This window comes from Pseudidiomarina terrestris (assembly GCF_030466375.1).
GTDB lineage: Bacteria > Pseudomonadota > Gammaproteobacteria > Enterobacterales > Alteromonadaceae > Pseudidiomarina > Pseudidiomarina terrestris.
The window spans coordinates 339912-357451 of sequence record NZ_JAGGJE010000001.1 but is presented as its reverse complement, the minus strand read 5'-3'; the positions used below and the strand labels follow the sequence as shown (position 1 = coordinate 357451).

Sequence of the window (17540 nt, the reverse complement as noted above, 5' to 3'; positions counted from 1 at the left end):
CTTACCCTTTAGCTCTTTTAGCCTTAACCTGCGTGTTTCTTTTTGTAGTCTTCAAGCGCTGCTTTGATGGCGTCTTCCGCCAGAATCGAACAATGAATTTTCACTGGTGGCAACGCAAGCTCTTCAGCAATCTGAGTATTCTTCAGTTGCGAAGCTTCTTCTACAGACTTGCCTTTCACCCATTCTGTTACCAGAGAGCTTGAGGCAATCGCAGAACCACAGCCGTAGGTTTTGAATTTGGCATCTTCAATAATGCCGGCGTCGCTAATTTTTAACTGCAACTTCATTACATCACCACACGCTGGAGCACCTACCATACCGGTAGCAATCGAGTGGTCATCCTTGTCGAATGCGCCCACGTTACGCGGGTTTTCATAATGGTCGATTACTTTTTGACTATATGCCATAACTGATTACCTCTCTTAGTGTGCCGCCCATTCGACGCTGTCTAAATCAACGCCATCTTTGAACATTTCCCATAGGGGCGACATGTCGCGCAAGCGACCAATTGATTTCTGAATCTGGCTAATTGCATGGTCCACTTCTTCTTCGGTCGTGAAACGACCAAAACTGAAGCGGATAGAGCTGTGTGCTAATTCGTCATTGCGGCCTAGCGCACGAAGTACATAAGACGGCTCAAGACTCGCTGAAGTACAGGCTGAACCTGATGATACTGCAAGATCTTTAAGTGCCATAATCAGGCTCTCACCTTCAACAAAGTTAAAGCTGATATTGAAGATGTGCGGAACGCCCTGTTCCATATTGCCGTTGATGTAAACTTCTTCGATGTCTTTCACGCCGTTCCATAACCGGTCGCGCAGCGCACGGAAACGTTCGCGTTCTGCGGCCATTTCTTGTTTGGCGATGCGTGCAGCTTCACCCATACCCACGATTTGGTGGGTCGGCAAAGTACCAGAACGCATGCCGCGCTCATGACCGCCACCGTGCATCTGTGCATTCAAACGAACCCGCGGACGACGGCGAACATAAAGGGCGCCAATACCTTTCGGGCCATACATTTTGTGGCCAGAGAAGCTCATCAAGTCGACCGGCAAGTTTTGCAAATCAATCTCAATTTTACCTGCACTTTGCGCCGCGTCGACATGGAAAATCGTCTTATTCTCGCGACACAGGTTACCGATTGCTTCGATGTCCTGAATGACGCCAATTTCATTGTTAACGTGCATGATGCTCACCACTACGGTGTCTTCACGCAGGGCTTGCTTGAATACGTCTAAATCAAGCAGACCATCTTCTTTTACATCAAGATAGGTCACTTCGAAACCTTCGCGCTCAAGCTGACGACAGGTATCGAGTACCGCCTTATGCTCGGTTTTCGCGGTGATGATGTGCTTACCTTTCTTCTGATAAAACTCAGCAGCGCCTTTGATACCGAGGTTATCTGACTCGGTTGCGCCTGAGGTAAACACAATCTCACGTGGATCGGCATTGACTAACTCAGCGATCTGGTTACGAGCGATGTCGATAGCTTCTTCCGCTTGCCAGCCAAACCGGTGCGAACGGGATGCAGGGTTACCAAACTGACCATCTGGGGTCAGAAATTGCATCATTTTCTCGGCTACTCGCGGGTCAACCGGAGTGGTAGCTGCGTAATCAAAATAAATCGGTAGTTTCATTCAGTGCTACTCCTTAAGTTGTCAGACTGCTTATAACTGACAATTCAGTGCAATTTGTTGTTCGCGTTTCTTCTGCTCGGCGATAGAGGCATTTTGACGCTGTGCAACTTCATGAACGTCTTGCTGTTTCACCAGTTCCGCTAAGCTAATGTTCGCGAGAAAGTCTTCAATTCGATCACTTAGGTTTGACCAAAGCGAGTGGGTTAAGCAACGGCTGCCACCCTGACATCCGCCCTGTCCGCCACATCGTGTTGCATCAATACTTTCATCGACCGCTTGAATCACTGCGCTAATTGAAATTTCCTGCGGGCTAAAGCCCAGACGGTAACCACCGCCAGGTCCGCGCACACTGCTTACCAGACCATGCTTACGTAAGCGTGCGAATAATTGTTCAAGATAGCTCAGTGAAATTCCCTGCCGCTCCGAAATATCGGCCAGCGGCACGGGGCCTTGTTCTGTATGCAGCGCTACGTCTAACATTGCGGTTACGGCGTAACGTCCTTTCGAGGTTAAGCGCATAGCTAGTTTTCCTCCACGTTTATACCGTAATTTTCGCATTCCCGAGTATTTTAGTCAAGTATTACCAAGGCGGTATAACCTGAGCTGCCTGCTCAGCTTTTTTGCTGCTTATCAATTGAGGCAAGCATGCCGCGCAGAATATTCAGCTCGTTGGTCTCGGGGCGTGCCCGATTGAACAAACGGCGTAACTTAGCCATGACCTGTCCCGGGTGGTTCTTGATGATAAAACCGGTCTCTGTCAGGGTCTGCTCAAGATGTCCGTAAAAGCGCTCAAGGTCTTCTGTGAGTGGGTACTCACTCTCCGCGCCCGGTGGATGTTGATTTGCTTCAAGCCACTGTATGCGGACTTCGTACGCCAGGGTTTGTACCGCCATCGCCAAATTCAGCGAGCTGTAATCCGGGTTTGAGGGGATGTGAACATGGTGCGTACACTGCTGCAATTCGTCGTTAGTCAGGCCGCTACTCTCGCGGCCAAATACTAGTGCCACCTTATAGTTTGCGCTTTCCGCCAGCACTTGACGCGCTGCCTCGCGGGGGCCCAGCAATGGCCAGTCGAGGGTGCGATTACGCGCGCTGGTACCAATCACCAGCCCGCAATCGGCAATGGCGCTGCTTAGATCGTCAACGATGGTCGCGTTATGCAATACGTCGGTAGCTCCGGCCGCAAGTGCTGAGGCGTGACTATCTGGTTTCTGCACAGGATCCACCAGCGTCAACTGACTCAGCCCCATGGTTTTCATAGCTCGCGCCACCGACCCTATGTTGCCGGTGTGCGAGGTGTTGACCAGTACAATTCGGATGTTATCCAGCATAACCGTTTACTTCATGCTTGTTGGAAGATGAGGACGAGCTTTGGTCAGCAGGTGCTGTACCACTTTCGGGTTGCCAGCAACCAGGTGCCCACTTTGCATAAAACCGTGACCGCCAGCAAAGTCGGTTACCAACCCGCCAGCTTCACGCACAATCAGGCCACCCGCGGCGATATCCCACGGCTCTAGGCTAAATTCCCAGAAGCCGTCAAAGCGACCGGCGGCAACGTAAGCCAGGTCGAGCGCTGCTGCGCCAGCACGGCGCATGTCTGAGGTGTGCTCGAATAAAGCACCAAATACCGCCTGATAATGCGTTTGCAGGTCTTTGCGTTTGAACGGGAAACCGGTCGCCAGTAAAGCGCCATTAAGATCACGCTGGCTCTTCACCCGCAGGCGTTTGCCGTTCAGTTGCGCGCCGGAACCTTTGGTCGCTGTGAAGAGCTCTTCACGCAACGGGTCATAGACGACCGCAGCTTGCACTGAGCCTTTATGCAGGTAAGCGATAGATATTGCGAAATGAGGAATGCCGCGCAGGTAATTGGTGGTGCCATCAAGCGGGTCAATGATCCACTGATGTTCGGGTGTGCTGCCCTCGATCACGCCACTTTCTTCCGCCAGAAAGCTGTGATCCGGGAAGGTCTTTTTAATCGTGTTAATGATCGCCTGTTCGGCTGCCTGATCGATTTCGCTGACGAAATCATTTTGGCTTTTCGCCTGAACATTGAAGTCGGCTTCGACGCCGAAATTCTTAGTTAAGATTTTACCCGCCGCACGCGCAGCGCGCACCGCGATGTTTAACATGGGATGCATACCAATATACCTGTGCTGTAAAAGAACGATTTTGTGGCCGCGGATTATAGTGGTTTCTGTACTCATCCGCAAGAAATCCATGCCTGCTTCTGCACGAATCTCCGGTGATATATCGCACAAGCCTCTTGTCTTTTTTATCGGCAGGTGTTATTAAAGTGTTGCGCTATGCCTAAAATAACAACTATAAGCCAGGAGGATCCAATGGATCATTCACAAGAGCTAAACGGTGTTGAAGCAAAACAAACCAAGTCACGTCGCAGTAAACGTAAGTGGCGGGAAATCGAAGCGCTAAAAGAAAAATACCGACTTCGCGACGAACTCAAAGACATGGACCACGGTCTCGATCTGGAGCTCGACGAACTCGAGTTCTGATGATACCACCCCGGTTCGTGCTTTGAAGTATTGAACGACGCTACCAGTGAATCGGTTGCTCCAGCAGCTCGTTGGTGCGACGGAAGTGTCCGCACGTGAGGAAGCCGCGGTGCGCTGATAATGGCGACGGATGAACTGCTGTCAGTACATGATGGCGTTGCCGGTCAATCAGCGCCCCTTTCTTCTGCGCGTGTGCTCCCCAAAGCAGAAACACAATGCCTTCACAGTGCGCATTGACCTGCTCTATTACCTTGTCGGTAAAACGTTCCCAGCCCCTCTTTGCGTGCGAGCCTGCCTGCCCCTGCTCTACGGTCAGAACTGTGTTTAACAGCAACACTCCTTGTTCTGCCCAATGCGTTAGATCCCCGTGTTCTGGGATTTCATAAGCGGGATAATCATGTTGCAAGGCTTTAAAAATATTCTTCAGCGACGGTGGTGCTGCCACTCCCTTGGGCACTGAAAAACAAAGTCCATGGGCCTGCCCTGGGCCATGGTAGGGATCCTGACCCAGAATCACCACCTTCAGCTGCGCCAGCGGGGTGAGCTTGAACGCGTTGAAAACTTGCTCCGGCGGCGGGTAAATCACCTTGCCCTGGTCACGCTCCATTTGCACACGCTGCATGACTTCCTGAAAATAGGGCTGCTGTTTCTCTTCAGCAAGTAAATCGCTCCAACTTCTGTCGCTCATGCTCTGCCTTTTCTTCATTTGGGTTTGGGTTTCACCTTGAGGCGATTGTGCCTGATGGCTTATTTTGCGGTATGATTATGCGGTCTATAGAGTAACAATGCGAGGCTTTGCATGTCAGCAAAAAATGACGTTCCGCCAATGAGTGTCTTTGTCATCACCCTCAACGAGGAAGCGCACTTAGATGAAGTGCTTGAGAGCGTGCGCGGGGTTGAAGAAATTGTCGTGATTGACTCAGGCTCGACGGATCGTACACTCGAGATTGCCGCAAAGCATGGAGCACGGGTTGTCCACAACGACTGGCCTGGCTATCCGAAACAAAAAGAGTTTGGTATTGCCCAGTGTACGCACAACTGGATCCTGAATCTGGATGGCGACGAAGTGATGCCTGCCGGTGGCTTACAGATGATTCGTGAGCGTATCGCAGAGGGTGATATTAACGGGATCTGGATCCATCATGACGATATTTTTATGGGCGAGAGTTTGCGCAAGGCGCGTCACCACAAGTATCGCCGGGTGTATCGTAAAGACAAATGCCACATGAATACCGATGTCCTGGTGCATGAGCATATCGAAGTTGAGCCGCCCCTTGCCTACCTGCCGATTTATCTCAAGCACTATGGTTACGATACCGCGCATGGCTACATGGATAAGCTCAATACCTACTCATTGCTAAAAGCCAAACAACGTGAACAACAAGGACGGCCTTGCAGCCTGCCTCGTTTACTGCTGATCTTCCCGCTCATGTTCCTAAAGTTTTATTTAGGCCGGCAAATGATCTGGTCCGGTTGGCGCGGCTTTATCAAAGCCAACATCGATGCTTTCCACTTTTTCCTGACCGAAGCCAAACTCTACGAGATCGCCTACCGCAGCAAACAAGCCAAAAAAAAATAGGAGGGGCAGCCCTCCTATTTTTCACGTCCTAAAATTGTAAGGGCTGCCCTTCCTTTTTTTGCGTCCTTAAAAAGTAAGGGCTGCCCTTTCTTTGTTAGTGGGTTTCGAACCAGTGGAGGATGTAGGCGACTTTGCCGATCAGGTTCGAGGGGCGGCTGTAGATGCCGTGCGGGGCGTCAGGGACGCGTACCATTGCGGTTTCAACACCTGCCAGTTTCAAGGCCTGATAGTACTGTTCCGACTCGGAGATTGGTGTGCGATAGTCAGCTTCGCCGGTCAGTAACATGGTAGGCGTGGTCACATTCCCCACGTAGCTAATCGGTGAGTACTTCATGTAGTGCTCCAGGTTCTCCCATGGTAGGCCCGGGAACCAGTACTTGGTGAAGTAATTGTACATATCCGCGGTTAGCACAAAGCTGTACCAGTTAATCACAGGCTTGGCGACCACCGCCGCAGCAAAACGATCCGTATGACCGACGATCCAGGCAGTTAGCACACCGCCACCACTACCACCGGTGACGTACAGACGCTCTTCGTCAATGAAGCCTTTGGCAATCACGGCATCAACACCATCCATCAGATCATCATAATCCTGGCTTGGGTAGTTATGATGGATCTCCTGGGCAAAGGCTTCACCGTAGCTGGTGCTGCCACGCGGGTTGGTATACAAGACCACGTTACCAGCTGCTGCCATAAGCTGGACTTCAGCGGAAAAGCTCTCAGCATAGGCAGTATGGGGGCCACCATGGATTTCCAGAATTAACGGATACTTCTCTTCTGGATCGAAATCGGGTGGATACACAACCCAGCCCTGGATTTTGTAGTCACCATGTTTGGAGTCATACCAGATCTCTTCTACCCGGCCGAGCTCCTTATGCGCAAACAAATCTTCATTGAGATGGGTAAGCTGACGCGTCACTTTATTATCTTTCAGCATCAGGTCAGCTGGGCGCTGCGGATGCGCCAGCGTGAACACCAGCTGGCCATTACCCTGCACATCAAAGGCGCCGCCGCTATAGGGGCGTCCATAGCTCAAGCCACCCATGTCATCGGTGAGCTGGCTACGCTTGCCATTCAGGTTCTGATACACCACATGACCTTCACCATGACGATCATAGGAGAAGTAGACCCCGCGGCTGTCACCGGCCCATTTCACCTCATCGACACTGTAATCCAGGTCGCTGGTGAGCAAACGAGGCTCGTCGCCACCTAAGTCCATGACATAAAGCTGAGTCAGCTGGTGGCTCATCATTTCATCGTCATAACCTAACCAGGCCAGCTTTTTGCCATCCGGGCTGACACTGGGCGAACGATCCGGACCGACCCGGTCGGTCAACTGCTTGATGCTGCCGTCTTCCAGAGCGACGCGATACAGCTCTGAGTTCGCCGGTTGGTCAAAAGCATCCTCACGTAAATTCGCCGAGAAGATGATAGATGCGCCATCCTTCGACCACGCCAATTGTCCGCCATGGTTGTACTCGTCCGTGGTCAGTTGTCGTGGCGTACCACCACTTGCTGGCATCACATAAATTTGGGTGTAACCGTCTTTCGCGTAGCCACCGCCATCAAAACGATAGTTGTCTTTATCAATGTACTTTGGCGGTGCTGCCCACTCCGCGCCTTTAGGCGCTTTGGGCAGGCTTACCGGAGGCTTTTCCGGAGCGGGCGTAAACATGGTAAACGCCAGCCATTTCCCGTCAGGTGACCAGCTTAAGTTGCCAGGTGACCCTGTCAGCCGAGTCACCGGCGCTTGATCGCGGGTGTCTGTCCAGTACAAGTGGATCTGGTTGCTGCCACTACGATTCGACACAAAAGCCAGTTTGCTGCCATCCGGCGACCAGGTTTGCGAATGATCATTCGCGTCACCACCAATTAAGGGACGCATCTCACCTTTATGGTCAACGCGCCACAACGTACCGTATTTACGGTCGGACATAATATCCATGTAGTTGCGCACAAAGACGGTGTAATCACCCTTTGGATGAATCGTGGGTGAGCTGGCGTACTCCAGCTGAAATACGTCTTCAGCGGTAAAATGACTGCTGTTTTCGGCAGCGTTCGCGATGGCGGGAAACGCCAAAGTCGCAAGCGTTAACGCGAGCACTTTTTTCATTATGAACTCCTTTTACGGAAGGATACTTAAGGGCGAGATACGGCAACCATCACCCTGATGATGTTGTCATCTCACTTTAGTCTAAATTTTTTATTTTTACGTCTACTACAAGTACGAAGAATTAGGCACTTACGCAAGTGAAGTGGGATGAAAGGCACAAAAAAACCCGCCGAAGCGGGTTTTTGGTATCAGCAACAAGACTTAGAAGCTGTAGCTAAAGCTTACTGATGCGAAGTCACGATCACTGGCTGGCTCATAATCGCCACCCGTGTTGATGTTGTAACCCACGCCAATTTTGTACGACGACAGGTAGCTTGCATCGACACTTAAGCCAATGGTCTTACGACCTTCAATAAAGTTACTGTTCGGCGAGTAACCTTTTACATCGTGTCCAAAGGCCAGCGTCGGCGTTAAGTTCCAACCGGCTACAACGTTGTTGTACTCCGCAACAAAGCGGGTGCGATAGCCCCATGAAGATGCAGTAACAAAGCCTTCACAGTTAATATCAGCAGCTGGCGACGGGTTGCCCAACATCTGTTGGTCAGCCTGAGTCAGACACTTACCGTAAACTGGGTTACGACCGTAACGCTGTTCATCAAGGCTTGGCAGCGAATGAACTTTGTTCATCGCAACTTCACCGATAAAGGTCAGACGGCTTGCGCCCAAAACGTTATCAAGGAAACGAATACCAGTCAGCTGGAACTGACTTACATCCAGCTCATCGTAACCAGGCTGAAGTTCACCTAAGTTAGTAATCGCACCTGTCTCATCACGACGAATGCGGTTTGAGAATGTGCTCGGCACCCCAGCCCGCAAACCGGCAGTTAAGATTTCAGTGGTGTTGATTTGTACCGCCAGATCTGGACGGAAACTGTATTCACCACCGACCGACCATAGACCAAAGTTCGTACTGAAGCTGGCACCCATGATTTCTTGATCTTCAGGGTACTGCAACACATAGTTTGGACCTGCAATGGGCAAACCATCAGGGTGGCTTAGTCCAGGGCTTGGCTGCTCAACCCAGTTATAGGCTGAAATAATTGGCGTCTGGTTGTGAATGTTCATGTAGTACACACCAAACTCAACATCGAGGTCCATGTTGTAATGGCGCAGGGCAAAACCATACTGGCCACCATCATCAGGCTCGATATTAGGTGAGCGGTCGAGGTAAGTACCAAATTCCACAGACTCACGGTCGCTCAAGCTGCTCGACGGCTGACCGGGTACCAAAGTAGGGTTCAGCGTGACCTTATTACAGCCCGGCCCGCCAAGAATATCGACGGTCGAGAAGAAAGTACCACAACCATCAAGCTTGGTGTTGTCCCACTCGTACTGATAGAACATGTCTAAGCTGGTTGCGTCAGTTAAACCTAAATTCAGGTTTACCATGCCTACTGGCAGCAAAGCTTCTTTGATTTCAACACCAGGACGACGTACAGCGTTTACATCGATAGGGTTGATGGAGTTCACACCGTTAAAAATAAAGGTACTTTCACCCCAACTTAATACCTGCCGCCCCACCCGCAGGTTAGCTGGCATATCACCCAAATCAAAATAGGCGTAGACAAAAGCATCAAGTAACTCAAAGCCTGAACCTGTCGAATAGTCATCCAGACCATCGTTGTTCAGGGTTACGTCGGGAAAGTAATTGGTGGCTGTGTGACCATGGGGAACTTCATTGTTTTTGATGACATCGTCATACCAATACTTGAAACGAACAAAGGCACCGTAGTCGCCGCTGTCAATACTGAGGTCATGCACACCTTTGACAACCGAGGAAACAAGATCGCCCTGATCGTAGTTCAGGTTACCGTCATCAGCAACACCTGACTGGCCCATGCCACCATCCATATTGCCGGGATGGATCAGGCGCATATCACGGTCTTCCATACGCCATGCAGCGCCGTATGAAATAATCGAATCGAACTTCACGCGGAAGTCACCCACTTCAAATTCTGCAGCGTGGGCCCCTGCACTTCCTGCGAATGCCAGCGCTATGGCTGTAGCGAGAGGTAATTTTTTTAGCATAGTTGTTCTTCTTTTCATGTTAGCCACCTAATCCCATTAGGATGTTATTAGCCCAATCATGTCCGATGAGTTGCAAATATGCAAGTGGTGTATTGAGAAAAATCGAACCTAGCGCGGCCGATGTGAATGATACCCAACTTGCGACGCATTGCGTAATACATTGGCCTCTTCCAGGCTTATGGAGCCGTCGTCATTTAGCTGGTTTATAAGCTTCATCGTGCAGTTTGCAGCTGTGTTACAGCGGGCGAACTCATCGCTTAAAGTACAACCATTGGCGAATGCATAATTTGTCACCCCTGAGTCGTTCCAATCAAATACAACTGTTGAGCGGGTGTCAGAAGCAGGACAGCTATCGGCATCATCAGCAATACCGTCCGCGTCAGCATCATCACCGCCGTAAGATACCCGCGTCGCGTAACCTTGAACCATGCCCATGTCGCCGGCACCGGTAATGTTATCGATGGTGTTGTCGTAATAAAGGAAGGTGTAATTGTAATTCCCCTCAGCTAACACGGGGTAACCCGATGTATCTGTAAATAAGGAACTAACGCCGGCGGTTATCTCTGCTAACCCACCAAGGTTACGATTAAAAATACTTTGCCCCAGGGTGATCTCACGGCGAATGAATTGCTCCTCGGAAGCTGAGATAATAGCCCATAAAGCGCTACCTGCAGGCTCATCGCTGCCTTGCGCGTCACTACTAAAGAGGAACCACGAAAGCGCATCAACGTCAGCAGCAACTGGCAGATCATCGACATCGACGGTGCGGTCATAAAGTACATCACCGTCCGGACCTGTTATTTCCATGCGTAGTGCCTGCGCCGCATTTAAGTAGTCTGCACCTAAACTAAAGAATCCAGCCGGCACAGCCTGCTCCGGATCTTGTACCACTGTCGCAGTAAAGGTTAGTGGCTGGCTCAAAGGCCCTTGGTGATCCACTAAAGCAGGTAGGCTTGAGAACAGCAGCTCACCCTTAATTTGAATCGTTTCCTCAGCGGCAAGCGCCATAGGAGCGGCTGTAACTGAACCCATCAAAACGCTGCCAAGCAGAGCCCGGCGGATAGTTGTGCGCATACTGTTCCCCTTGCTTATTTTTTGTTTTTGGAACGAGCTTCAATGGCCCGCATGTCATCAACTTAATTCAAAATGGCTCACTGCACAATATTCGAGCGGGTGTTAAGCAATAAAAAAGCAATCTCCCCCAGGAAGACTGCCCTTTTAAGACTTTTCCAGTCATTTTACTGAAAAGTTTCGCCTATTCGGCTTTCTTAATTATAAGAAGTGTTTAACGCATTACGCAGCATACGACCTTCGGTATAATCAATCACACCATCGTCTTGCAGACCATACACAACCTGTTTTTCACAGTAGCTAGGTCCGCTATACACTGGCTGGAACCAGCCCCAAGGTGATGATGGTTCTTCAGCTGCTTCAGCTTCACACTTCGCATAACGATCCATGATCGAGCAACCGTTCTCATCAACCCGGTTTGTCACCCCGGAATCCACCTCACCGAACAGCACGTTTTCATTAAGGATCGACGCCGGGCAGCTATCTACCAAATCCGGAACCCCGTCACCATCTGAGTCGAGATCGCCGTAACTTATAGCGAGTGCAATACCGCTCGCAAAACCACCAGTGCTCGCTACTTCCCGCTCTAGCATTGGCTCGTCATTGTCAAAATTATATTGAAACGGCTGGAATGTCTCGCCAGTTGCAAGTACCGGATAGTTGGTTGTATCTGCAAAAAGTGAACCCATTCCCGGAAAGATTAGCATGGGGACTGGCCCATTTTCACCTTGTGGCTCCTCTGGCCCACTGCTAAATGGGGTGTTACCTAAAGCGATCTCATGGCGTTGAAATCCCGCCTCTGAACTCAGCATAGCTCCCCAAAAAGCCCCCTCCATCATTTGTTCTAATTCCTCACCAGAATTAAAGGTAAATGCAGCAATATTCTCGCCGAATTCTTCACCGGAAGCGCCTTCAATATTCAAGCTCTGCTCAAAAATAAGATTATTATCCGGACCAAATATTTGCATGGCTATCTCGAAGGTCGAGGACCAATAAAATTTAGCATTTGGCTCATCGAACATCAGTTGAGCGGTAGCTGGGTTCTCACCCACACTCGCAACAAAACGCAGCGGGAAAAATTCCTGGTATGGCTGCAGTTCTGCGATATTGCTTTCAAAAATATCCCCTTCAATCACCACGGTCTGTTGCCCGGGTGCTTGTGCGTGTAGCGGCTGACTGAAAAGAGAAGTAACGGCTATAACACCGCTGACGAGAAGGAATGAGCAAATTGAGCGCATAGTATCACCTTGTAAAGTCTTATTATTTGCGAATAGAAAGATACGATTGCTAAAAGTAGACCTTGTGCATTTTTTATACAACCGTATCATTGCCGTGATCTAATGTTTTATTTATGTTAAATCAAAACATAGAGGAGTCATGAGACAGGCGCAAAGCATTACGCAACATGCGGCCTTCGCTGTAATCAATTATGCCCTCGTCCTGGAGCTGATAAACCACTTGCGATTCACAGTAGCTTGGACCGCTATAAACCGGCTGGAACCAGCCCCATGGTGATGATGGCTGCTGTGTTTCGTCAGGTTCACATGCTGCGTAACGATCCATAATGGTGCAGCCGCTGGCATCGGTATAATTCGTCACACCTGAATCTACCCAATCAAACATTACGGTTTCACTTTCCAGTGAAGCAGCACATTGGTCGAGGTAATCAGGAACACCGTCATTATCGGTATCGACGAACACTACACTAATGGTATCGACATTACCTTCAGCAGACATGGAGATACCTCTGCCTTCGTCACCGTTCATAACATAGAACGAGAACAACGCATCTACAGCTCCTTCGGCGATCGCTGGATAGTTCGACGTATCAGTAAGCAGAGTCTGGCTGGTTTCGCTCAGGTTGATCGTGGTATCCATATTGCGGCCATTGATGTCCATGCCTTGCATGGCGTAAGTAGCTTCTTCAGCAACCTGAGGATCAAACAAGAACTGTGCCGTACGTGAGTCAATGGAGGGCATAGTAGTTGAAGAGTAGGTGGTGACAACAGGTGTTGAGATTGGCACGCCTTGATCGTCATAAAACATGACTTCCATTTGCAACACGGCGTCCTCATAAAACTTCATGGTGGCCGTTGCAGAGCTTTCTGTCGCGGTACGATCTTGCTCAATTGTCACCACAAACCTAGAACCGGGCGCTAACTGGGCAGGTCCCTGGAAGCTATTCTCTAGTTGGGTAAGTTCACCTTCAATAGTAACGGTATCGGTTAGAGTTTGTGCCTGGCCCAAGCCGGTGAATAGAGCAAGCCCGCAGCCTGCGATCATAGAATAGAGTGAAACTTTCATAACAATTCCTTGGTAGAGTTAGTGCGAAAAGCATGACCTCTGCTCTACTTCCTACGCTGAAATGTGTAACCCTGCTCGGCATGGACACTAAACCCAAGCCAAACAACATAAAGTTAGTGTAGTCGATATGTGAGCATCATGTTAAACAAGAGTCTCAAGTATAGAATCCTCAGGGCTTGCCAGAAACAAAAAATCCCGCATAAAAATGCGGGATTTCAGTAGCTAAAAATGTCGGAAAGTTGCCATGCCCATAGTCGATCGGGCCCTCCGAGGAGGGGCTTCTAGCAAACATCTCAGACGTTACATAAATTATCGACGCGGACCTTCCGAGCTATACGACAGGCTTAACGCGTTACGCAGCATACGGCCTTCGGTATAATCGATCACGCCTTCATCCTGTAGCTGGTAAACAACCTGCTTCTCGCAGTAGGTTGGACCGCTGTAAACTGGCTGGAACCAGCCCCACGGTGATGTTGGCTCTTCAGCTTCTGCAACTGCACAGGCTGCGTAGTGATCCATGATTGCACAACCACTTGCGTCAACATAGTTGGTCACCCCAGAGTCCAACCAACCATCGAACATCACAGTTTCGTCCATCAGCGAGGCTGGGCAAGAATCAGCACTATCGGCAAATCCGTCACCATCCGCATCAAGCTCAAGATAGGAGATCTGACTAATGGCTCCGTACACGTCAAAATGTGGGTTCCATTCAGGACCTACGGCCATATGTATATAGCTGACTCGCGCGTCTGTAGCTCCGACCGCGAACTGTGGGAATCCAGAAGCGATATCCGAGTACAGGCTACCGGCTGGGCCGCTAATATCTATCCAGTGCCCTATTTCTCTCTCTAGTGTATTAATCTCAAAACTTAATACATCAGAGCTACCACTGTAAAACCATACTCTTGGACTCATGTTTGGTGATAATGAAGTATCGTCGGCATCATATTCGACACTGGGTCCTGGAATCAGCACACCACTGGCATCAAAAAATTCGATATTGAATCCCGTGACAGCGTTATCGTATTGCTTCTCTGTAGGACTTGTGAATGTCGGCGTCAAGGTTGTATCGAATTCGATGTAAAGTTTGTAGGTTGTCGCACCTGGGAAGTAAAAGAAGACCTCAGAATCTAAAACCTCTGCACCTTCAATAACGACCGTTTGTCTGTCTTGAGCTTGAACCCCAAACGACAATGCAAGCAGCGCAGCGGCGATTAGTATTTTTATTATTTTCATTTTTGTGTTCTCCAAAATGTGAAATGGGTAAAGCATATAGGGTTACATTTTCTACCCATGATCCCGTATGTGATTAAATTCGGGATAACGACAAATCTATCCTATCTTTAACATTTAGCAATACTCGATGTAACAAACTAGGATGTTAAATATTTACGCACAAGGAACGCCGGGAACTTGCCTGTTATATTTAAAAAAAAAGCCCGCAGTGTTATGCGGGCTTAATATCATTGCTTCTGCACTCCGTGATTAAGAGGGTCCCTGTGAGCTATGCGAAAGATTCAACGCATTACGCAACATCCGACCTTCTGTGTAGTCGATGATGCCGTCATCCTGCAGCCCATAGACGACTTGTTGTTCACAGTAGGTTGGGCCACTGTAGACTGGCTGGAACCAGCCCCAGGGTGATGTTGGTTGCGTTGCTTCTTCAGCTTCACAAGCGGCATAACGATCCATAATAGTGCAGCCACTTTCGTCGGTGTAATTGGTTACGCCGGAATCCAACCAGCCGCCAAATATTACAGTTTCCTCGACCAATGACGCCGAACATAGATCCAGGTCGTCAATCACACCGTCGCGATCAGTGTCAAATGCTGCTAACGTACCAACAACTGAGGTTACCGTGCCGGCTCCTGCGAATCTGCTGAAGGGTTCGGTGGCATCCCGCTCATAGACTTCTCGTGCAAATTCAATAGTTGCGCTATATGAGCCGGTAAGCACACCGGGAAAGAGTCCACTCAACTCAATGAAGGGTTGTTCGATTTGCTCGATATGGATCATACCGCGAGCGGTGACGGGAAAAGCAAAAACCGTATCAAAAATAGCTTCAATTTGGAGGCTATCACCGGCTACCCCTTTACTGTACACCACCTCATTTACGGTACCGCTGTAGTTTGCATTTAAGGGCGCACCCACACCACTGTTGGGGCTACTTAGGCTAAAGTTCATAGTCCCCACGGCGTTTTCATAATGCTGGGTTTCGGGATCCTGATAGACAAGTATTGCTGTTGAGTCAATTTGGACTGAGATATAAAACTGTGTGAAACCTTGGCTGGCATTTGGATCCAAGGTACCCGAAAATTCGTAGGTCTGAATTTGAGCCTGCGCAAAGGGAATCGTAACTAATGAAACAATAAACGCAACGGCGAGCGTAAATCTATGGGTGGAGAACATGAGAACCTCTTCTAGGTTAGAGTCATCACAGAAGCAGAATCGCCTCAAAGTTAGGCTTTGAAACTGCCGAAGCCCGCGCTGAACGCTTTCGAGTAAAGTCTACAATTTGAAGTTACGCAAGAAACTAAATGCCATAGCCAAATGTAAAAAAAAGCCCGCAACAGGTGCGGGCTTCTTACCAATCAGAGACCTAAAGAACAATTACAACTGCTTCTCTAACTCCGGCAATACCTCAAACAAGTCTGCCACTAAACCATAATCAGCGACCTGGAAGATCGGTGCTTCTTCGTCTTTGTTAATCGCGACGATGACCTTCGAGTCTTTCATACCTGCCAGATGTTGAATTGCGCCACTGATACCTACCGCGATGTAGAGTTCAGGAGCAACAATCTTACCGGTTTGACCAACCTGCATGTCGTTTGGAACGAAACCTGCGTCAACTGCCGCACGGGAGGCACCTACCGCAGCGCCAAGTTTGTCAGCGACTTTCTCCAGCAAGTGGAAATTCTCGCCATTTTGCATGCCGCGACCACCAGAAATCACCACGCGCGCCGAGGTTAAATCAGGACGCTCAGATTCCGCCAGCTGTTCGCCAACAAACTCTGACTTATCATTTTCAATCACGGTATCTACGGTTTCCGTAGCAGCACTACCGCCTTCTGCAGCGACAGCATCAAAGGCTGTGGCTCGCACGGTAATGACTTTAATGGCATCTTCTGACTGCACCGTAGCGATCGCGTTACCCGCGTAGATTGGACGCTTGAAGGTATCCGCACTTTCCACTGCAATGATGTCTGATACTTGTGCAACATCCAGCAAGGCCGCCACACGCGGCATAAAGTTCTTACCCGTGGTGGTCGCAGGAGCCACGATATGGCTGTAATCTTTGCCCAGCTCAGCGACTAACGCGCCCAGATTCTCGGCCAGGAAGTGGCCGTAGACTGCGTTATCAGCAACGCGAACTTTGCTTACACCTGCTACTTTAGCGACTTCATCAGCGACGGACTGACACTCGTGCCCCGCCACTAATACTTCAACCTCGCCGCCCATTTGCTGAGCAGCTGCCAGAGTTTTCAGTGTCGCCGTGCTTAATTCATTATTGTCGTGTTCGGCAATGACTAAAATGCTCATAAAACTTTTGCCTCGTTCTTCAATTTGTCCACCAGTTCAGCAACGTCGGCAACTTTAACACCGGCACTGCGTTCTGCTGGAGACTCAACCTTAAGAAGTTTCACCGTACGGCTGATACTCACGCCCAGCTCATCCGCTGAAGTAACATCAAGCGGCTTACGTTTGGCCTTCATGATATTCGGCAGCGACGCGTAGCGTGGCTCATTCAAGCGCAAGTCAGTAGTGACAATCGCAGGTAAGCTGAGTTTTACCGTTTGCAAACCGCCATCAACTTCACGGGTCACATTTACGCTGCCGTCGGCCATATCGACTTTCGATGCGAAAGTCCCTTGTGGCATTCCGGTCAAGGCGCCGAGCATCTGTCCAGTCTGGTTATTGTCAGAGTCGATAGCCTGTTTACCTAAAATCACCAGATTCGGCTGTTCTTTCTCAACCACGCCTTTTAATAGCTTAGCGACAGCCAAAGAATCAGGCATATCTTCAGTTTCAACCTGAATCGCGCGGTCCGCGCCCAGTGCTAAAGCAGTGCGCAATTGCTCCTGCACAGCTTTCGGGCCAATCGAGACCACCACCACTTCTTCGGCGATGCCTTGTTCCTTCAGTCGTACTGCTTCCTCAACTGCGATTTCACAGAACGGGTTCAGGGCCATTTTCACGTTGGCCAGATCAACGTCAGATTGGTCAGCTTTGACCCGCACTTTAACGTTGTAATCAATGACGCGTTTGACCGCCACTAATATTTTCATGTTGTCGTTCCT

Annotated in this window: 17 protein-coding genes; 2 read left to right on the top strand and 15 right to left on the bottom strand. The window is 49.7% G+C overall.

Translation table 11 applies throughout. The features are described 5' to 3' along the window. Nucleotides 1–23: 23 nt before the first annotated feature. The 5 genes from iscU to suhB all read right to left on the bottom strand — a co-directional run bounded on the left by iscU (nt 24) and on the right by suhB (nt 3775). A complete protein-coding gene (gene iscU, locus J6J28_RS01690; RefSeq protein WP_301719558.1) occupies nt 24–407 on the bottom strand; it encodes a Fe-S cluster assembly scaffold IscU in 384 nt (127 codons plus the stop codon). Nucleotides 408–422: 15 nt separating this feature from the next. Further along, on the bottom strand, nt 423–1637 hold the full coding sequence (locus J6J28_RS01685; RefSeq protein ID WP_301719557.1) for an IscS subfamily cysteine desulfurase: 1215 nt from the start codon (nt 1635–1637) through the stop codon (nt 423–425). Nucleotides 1638–1667: 30 nt separating this feature from the next. Further along, entirely contained in the window at nt 1668–2156 is a 489-nt protein-coding gene (gene iscR / locus J6J28_RS01680) for a Fe-S cluster assembly transcriptional regulator IscR (protein ID WP_301719556.1), read from the bottom strand. 92 nt (nt 2157–2248) lie between these two features. Continuing rightward, complete coding sequence (trmJ, locus tag J6J28_RS01675; protein ID WP_301719555.1) at nt 2249–2968, bottom strand: tRNA (cytosine(32)/uridine(32)-2'-O)-methyltransferase TrmJ; 720 nt, start codon at nt 2966–2968, stop codon at nt 2249–2251. A gap of 6 nt (nt 2969–2974) precedes the next feature. Next, the gene (gene suhB, locus J6J28_RS01670) at nt 2975–3775 is read right to left on the bottom strand and encodes an inositol-1-monophosphatase (RefSeq protein ID WP_301719554.1); all 801 of its coding nucleotides are present in this window, start codon (nt 3773–3775) and stop codon (nt 2975–2977) included. Nucleotides 3776–3976: 201 nt separating this feature from the next. Here suhB and J6J28_RS01665 point away from each other — a divergent pair, with 201 nt between their 5' ends. Further along, on the top strand, nt 3977–4147 hold the full coding sequence (locus J6J28_RS01665) for a DUF3545 family protein (protein WP_301719553.1): 171 nt from the start codon (nt 3977–3979) through the stop codon (nt 4145–4147). 40 nt (nt 4148–4187) lie between these two features. On the opposite strand, the gene ung is transcribed toward J6J28_RS01665, so the two are convergent. Further along, nucleotides 4188–4835 carry a uracil-DNA glycosylase gene (gene ung, locus J6J28_RS01660; RefSeq protein ID WP_301719552.1) on the bottom strand — a complete coding sequence of 216 codons (648 nt, stop codon included), beginning with the start codon at nt 4833–4835 and terminating at the stop codon, nt 4188–4190. A 111-nt stretch (nt 4836–4946) separates the two neighbouring features. On the opposite strand from ung, the gene J6J28_RS01655 reads away from it, so the two are divergent. Then, nucleotides 4947–5726: a glycosyltransferase family 2 protein gene (locus J6J28_RS01655; RefSeq protein ID WP_301719551.1), complete on the top strand. Its 780-nt coding sequence runs from the start codon at nt 4947–4949 to the stop codon at nt 5724–5726. 94 nt (nt 5727–5820) lie between these two features. On the opposite strand, the gene J6J28_RS01650 is transcribed toward J6J28_RS01655, so the two are convergent. The 9 genes from J6J28_RS01650 to J6J28_RS01610 form a co-directional block, all read right to left on the bottom strand. Next, a complete protein-coding gene (locus tag J6J28_RS01650; protein WP_301719550.1) occupies nt 5821–7839 on the bottom strand; it encodes a S9 family peptidase in 2019 nt (672 codons plus the stop codon). A 201-nt stretch (nt 7840–8040) separates the two neighbouring features. Beyond that, a complete protein-coding gene (locus J6J28_RS01645) occupies nt 8041–9885 on the bottom strand; it encodes a DUF1302 domain-containing protein (protein ID WP_301719549.1) in 1845 nt (614 codons plus the stop codon). 90 nt (nt 9886–9975) lie between these two features. Then, nucleotides 9976–10941: a hypothetical protein gene (locus tag J6J28_RS01640; protein ID WP_301719548.1), complete on the bottom strand. Its 966-nt coding sequence runs from the start codon at nt 10939–10941 to the stop codon at nt 9976–9978. 194 nt (nt 10942–11135) lie between these two features. After that, complete coding sequence (locus J6J28_RS01635; RefSeq protein WP_301719547.1) at nt 11136–12176, bottom strand: thrombospondin type 3 repeat-containing protein; 1041 nt, start codon at nt 12174–12176, stop codon at nt 11136–11138. 121 nt (nt 12177–12297) lie between these two features. After that, nucleotides 12298–13242 (bottom strand): hypothetical protein, encoded by a 945-nt coding sequence (locus tag J6J28_RS01630; protein ID WP_301719546.1) that lies wholly within the window; start codon nt 13240–13242, stop codon nt 12298–12300. A 309-nt stretch (nt 13243–13551) separates the two neighbouring features. Next, nucleotides 13552–14478, bottom strand: coding sequence for a hypothetical protein (locus tag J6J28_RS01625; protein WP_301719545.1), 927 nt, complete (start codon nt 14476–14478; stop codon nt 13552–13554). 249 nt (nt 14479–14727) lie between these two features. Beyond that, nucleotides 14728–15651 (bottom strand): hypothetical protein, encoded by a 924-nt coding sequence (locus J6J28_RS01620; protein WP_301719544.1) that lies wholly within the window; start codon nt 15649–15651, stop codon nt 14728–14730. 201 nt (nt 15652–15852) lie between these two features. Further along, entirely contained in the window at nt 15853–16782 is a 930-nt protein-coding gene (locus tag J6J28_RS01615; RefSeq protein ID WP_301719543.1) for an electron transfer flavoprotein subunit alpha/FixB family protein, read from the bottom strand. Continuing rightward, nucleotides 16779–17528 (bottom strand): electron transfer flavoprotein subunit beta/FixA family protein, encoded by a 750-nt coding sequence (locus J6J28_RS01610; protein WP_301719542.1) that lies wholly within the window; start codon nt 17526–17528, stop codon nt 16779–16781. Before J6J28_RS01610 ends, J6J28_RS01615 begins: the two co-directional genes overlap by 4 nt. Between the last annotated feature and the right edge of the window lie 12 nt (nt 17529–17540).

Coding starts and splice junctions, on each gene's coding strand:
- trmJ (WP_301719555.1), bottom strand. CDS start 2,968: ATGCTGGATAACATCCGAATTGTACTGGTCAACACCTCGCACACCGGC.
- suhB (WP_301719554.1), bottom strand. CDS start 3,775: ATGCATCCCATGTTAAACATCGCGGTGCGCGCTGCGCGTGCGGCGGGT.
- J6J28_RS01610 (WP_301719542.1), bottom strand. CDS start 17,528: ATGAAAATATTAGTGGCGGTCAAACGCGTCATTGATTACAACGTTAAA.
- ung (WP_301719552.1), bottom strand. CDS start 4,835: ATGAGCGACAGAAGTTGGAGCGATTTACTTGCTGAAGAGAAACAGCAG.
- iscR (WP_301719556.1), bottom strand. CDS start 2,156: ATGCGCTTAACCTCGAAAGGACGTTACGCCGTAACCGCAATGTTAGAC.
- iscU (WP_301719558.1), bottom strand. CDS start 407: ATGGCATATAGTCAAAAAGTAATCGACCATTATGAAAACCCGCGTAAC.
- J6J28_RS01630 (WP_301719546.1), bottom strand. CDS start 13,242: ATGAAAGTTTCACTCTATTCTATGATCGCAGGCTGCGGGCTTGCTCTA.
- J6J28_RS01650 (WP_301719550.1), bottom strand. CDS start 7,839: ATGAAAAAAGTGCTCGCGTTAACGCTTGCGACTTTGGCGTTTCCCGCC.
- J6J28_RS01645 (WP_301719549.1), bottom strand. CDS start 9,885: ATGAAAAGAAGAACAACTATGCTAAAAAAATTACCTCTCGCTACAGCC.
- J6J28_RS01640 (WP_301719548.1), bottom strand. CDS start 10,941: ATGCGCACAACTATCCGCCGGGCTCTGCTTGGCAGCGTTTTGATGGGT.
- J6J28_RS01665 (WP_301719553.1), top strand. CDS start 3,977: ATGGATCATTCACAAGAGCTAAACGGTGTTGAAGCAAAACAAACCAAG.
- J6J28_RS01685 (WP_301719557.1), bottom strand. CDS start 1,637: ATGAAACTACCGATTTATTTTGATTACGCAGCTACCACTCCGGTTGAC.
- J6J28_RS01635 (WP_301719547.1), bottom strand. CDS start 12,176: ATGCGCTCAATTTGCTCATTCCTTCTCGTCAGCGGTGTTATAGCCGTT.
- J6J28_RS01615 (WP_301719543.1), bottom strand. CDS start 16,782: ATGAGCATTTTAGTCATTGCCGAACACGACAATAATGAATTAAGCACG.
- J6J28_RS01625 (WP_301719545.1), bottom strand. CDS start 14,478: ATGAAAATAATAAAAATACTAATCGCCGCTGCGCTGCTTGCATTGTCG.
- J6J28_RS01620 (WP_301719544.1), bottom strand. CDS start 15,651: ATGTTCTCCACCCATAGATTTACGCTCGCCGTTGCGTTTATTGTTTCA.
- J6J28_RS01655 (WP_301719551.1), top strand. CDS start 4,947: ATGTCAGCAAAAAATGACGTTCCGCCAATGAGTGTCTTTGTCATCACC.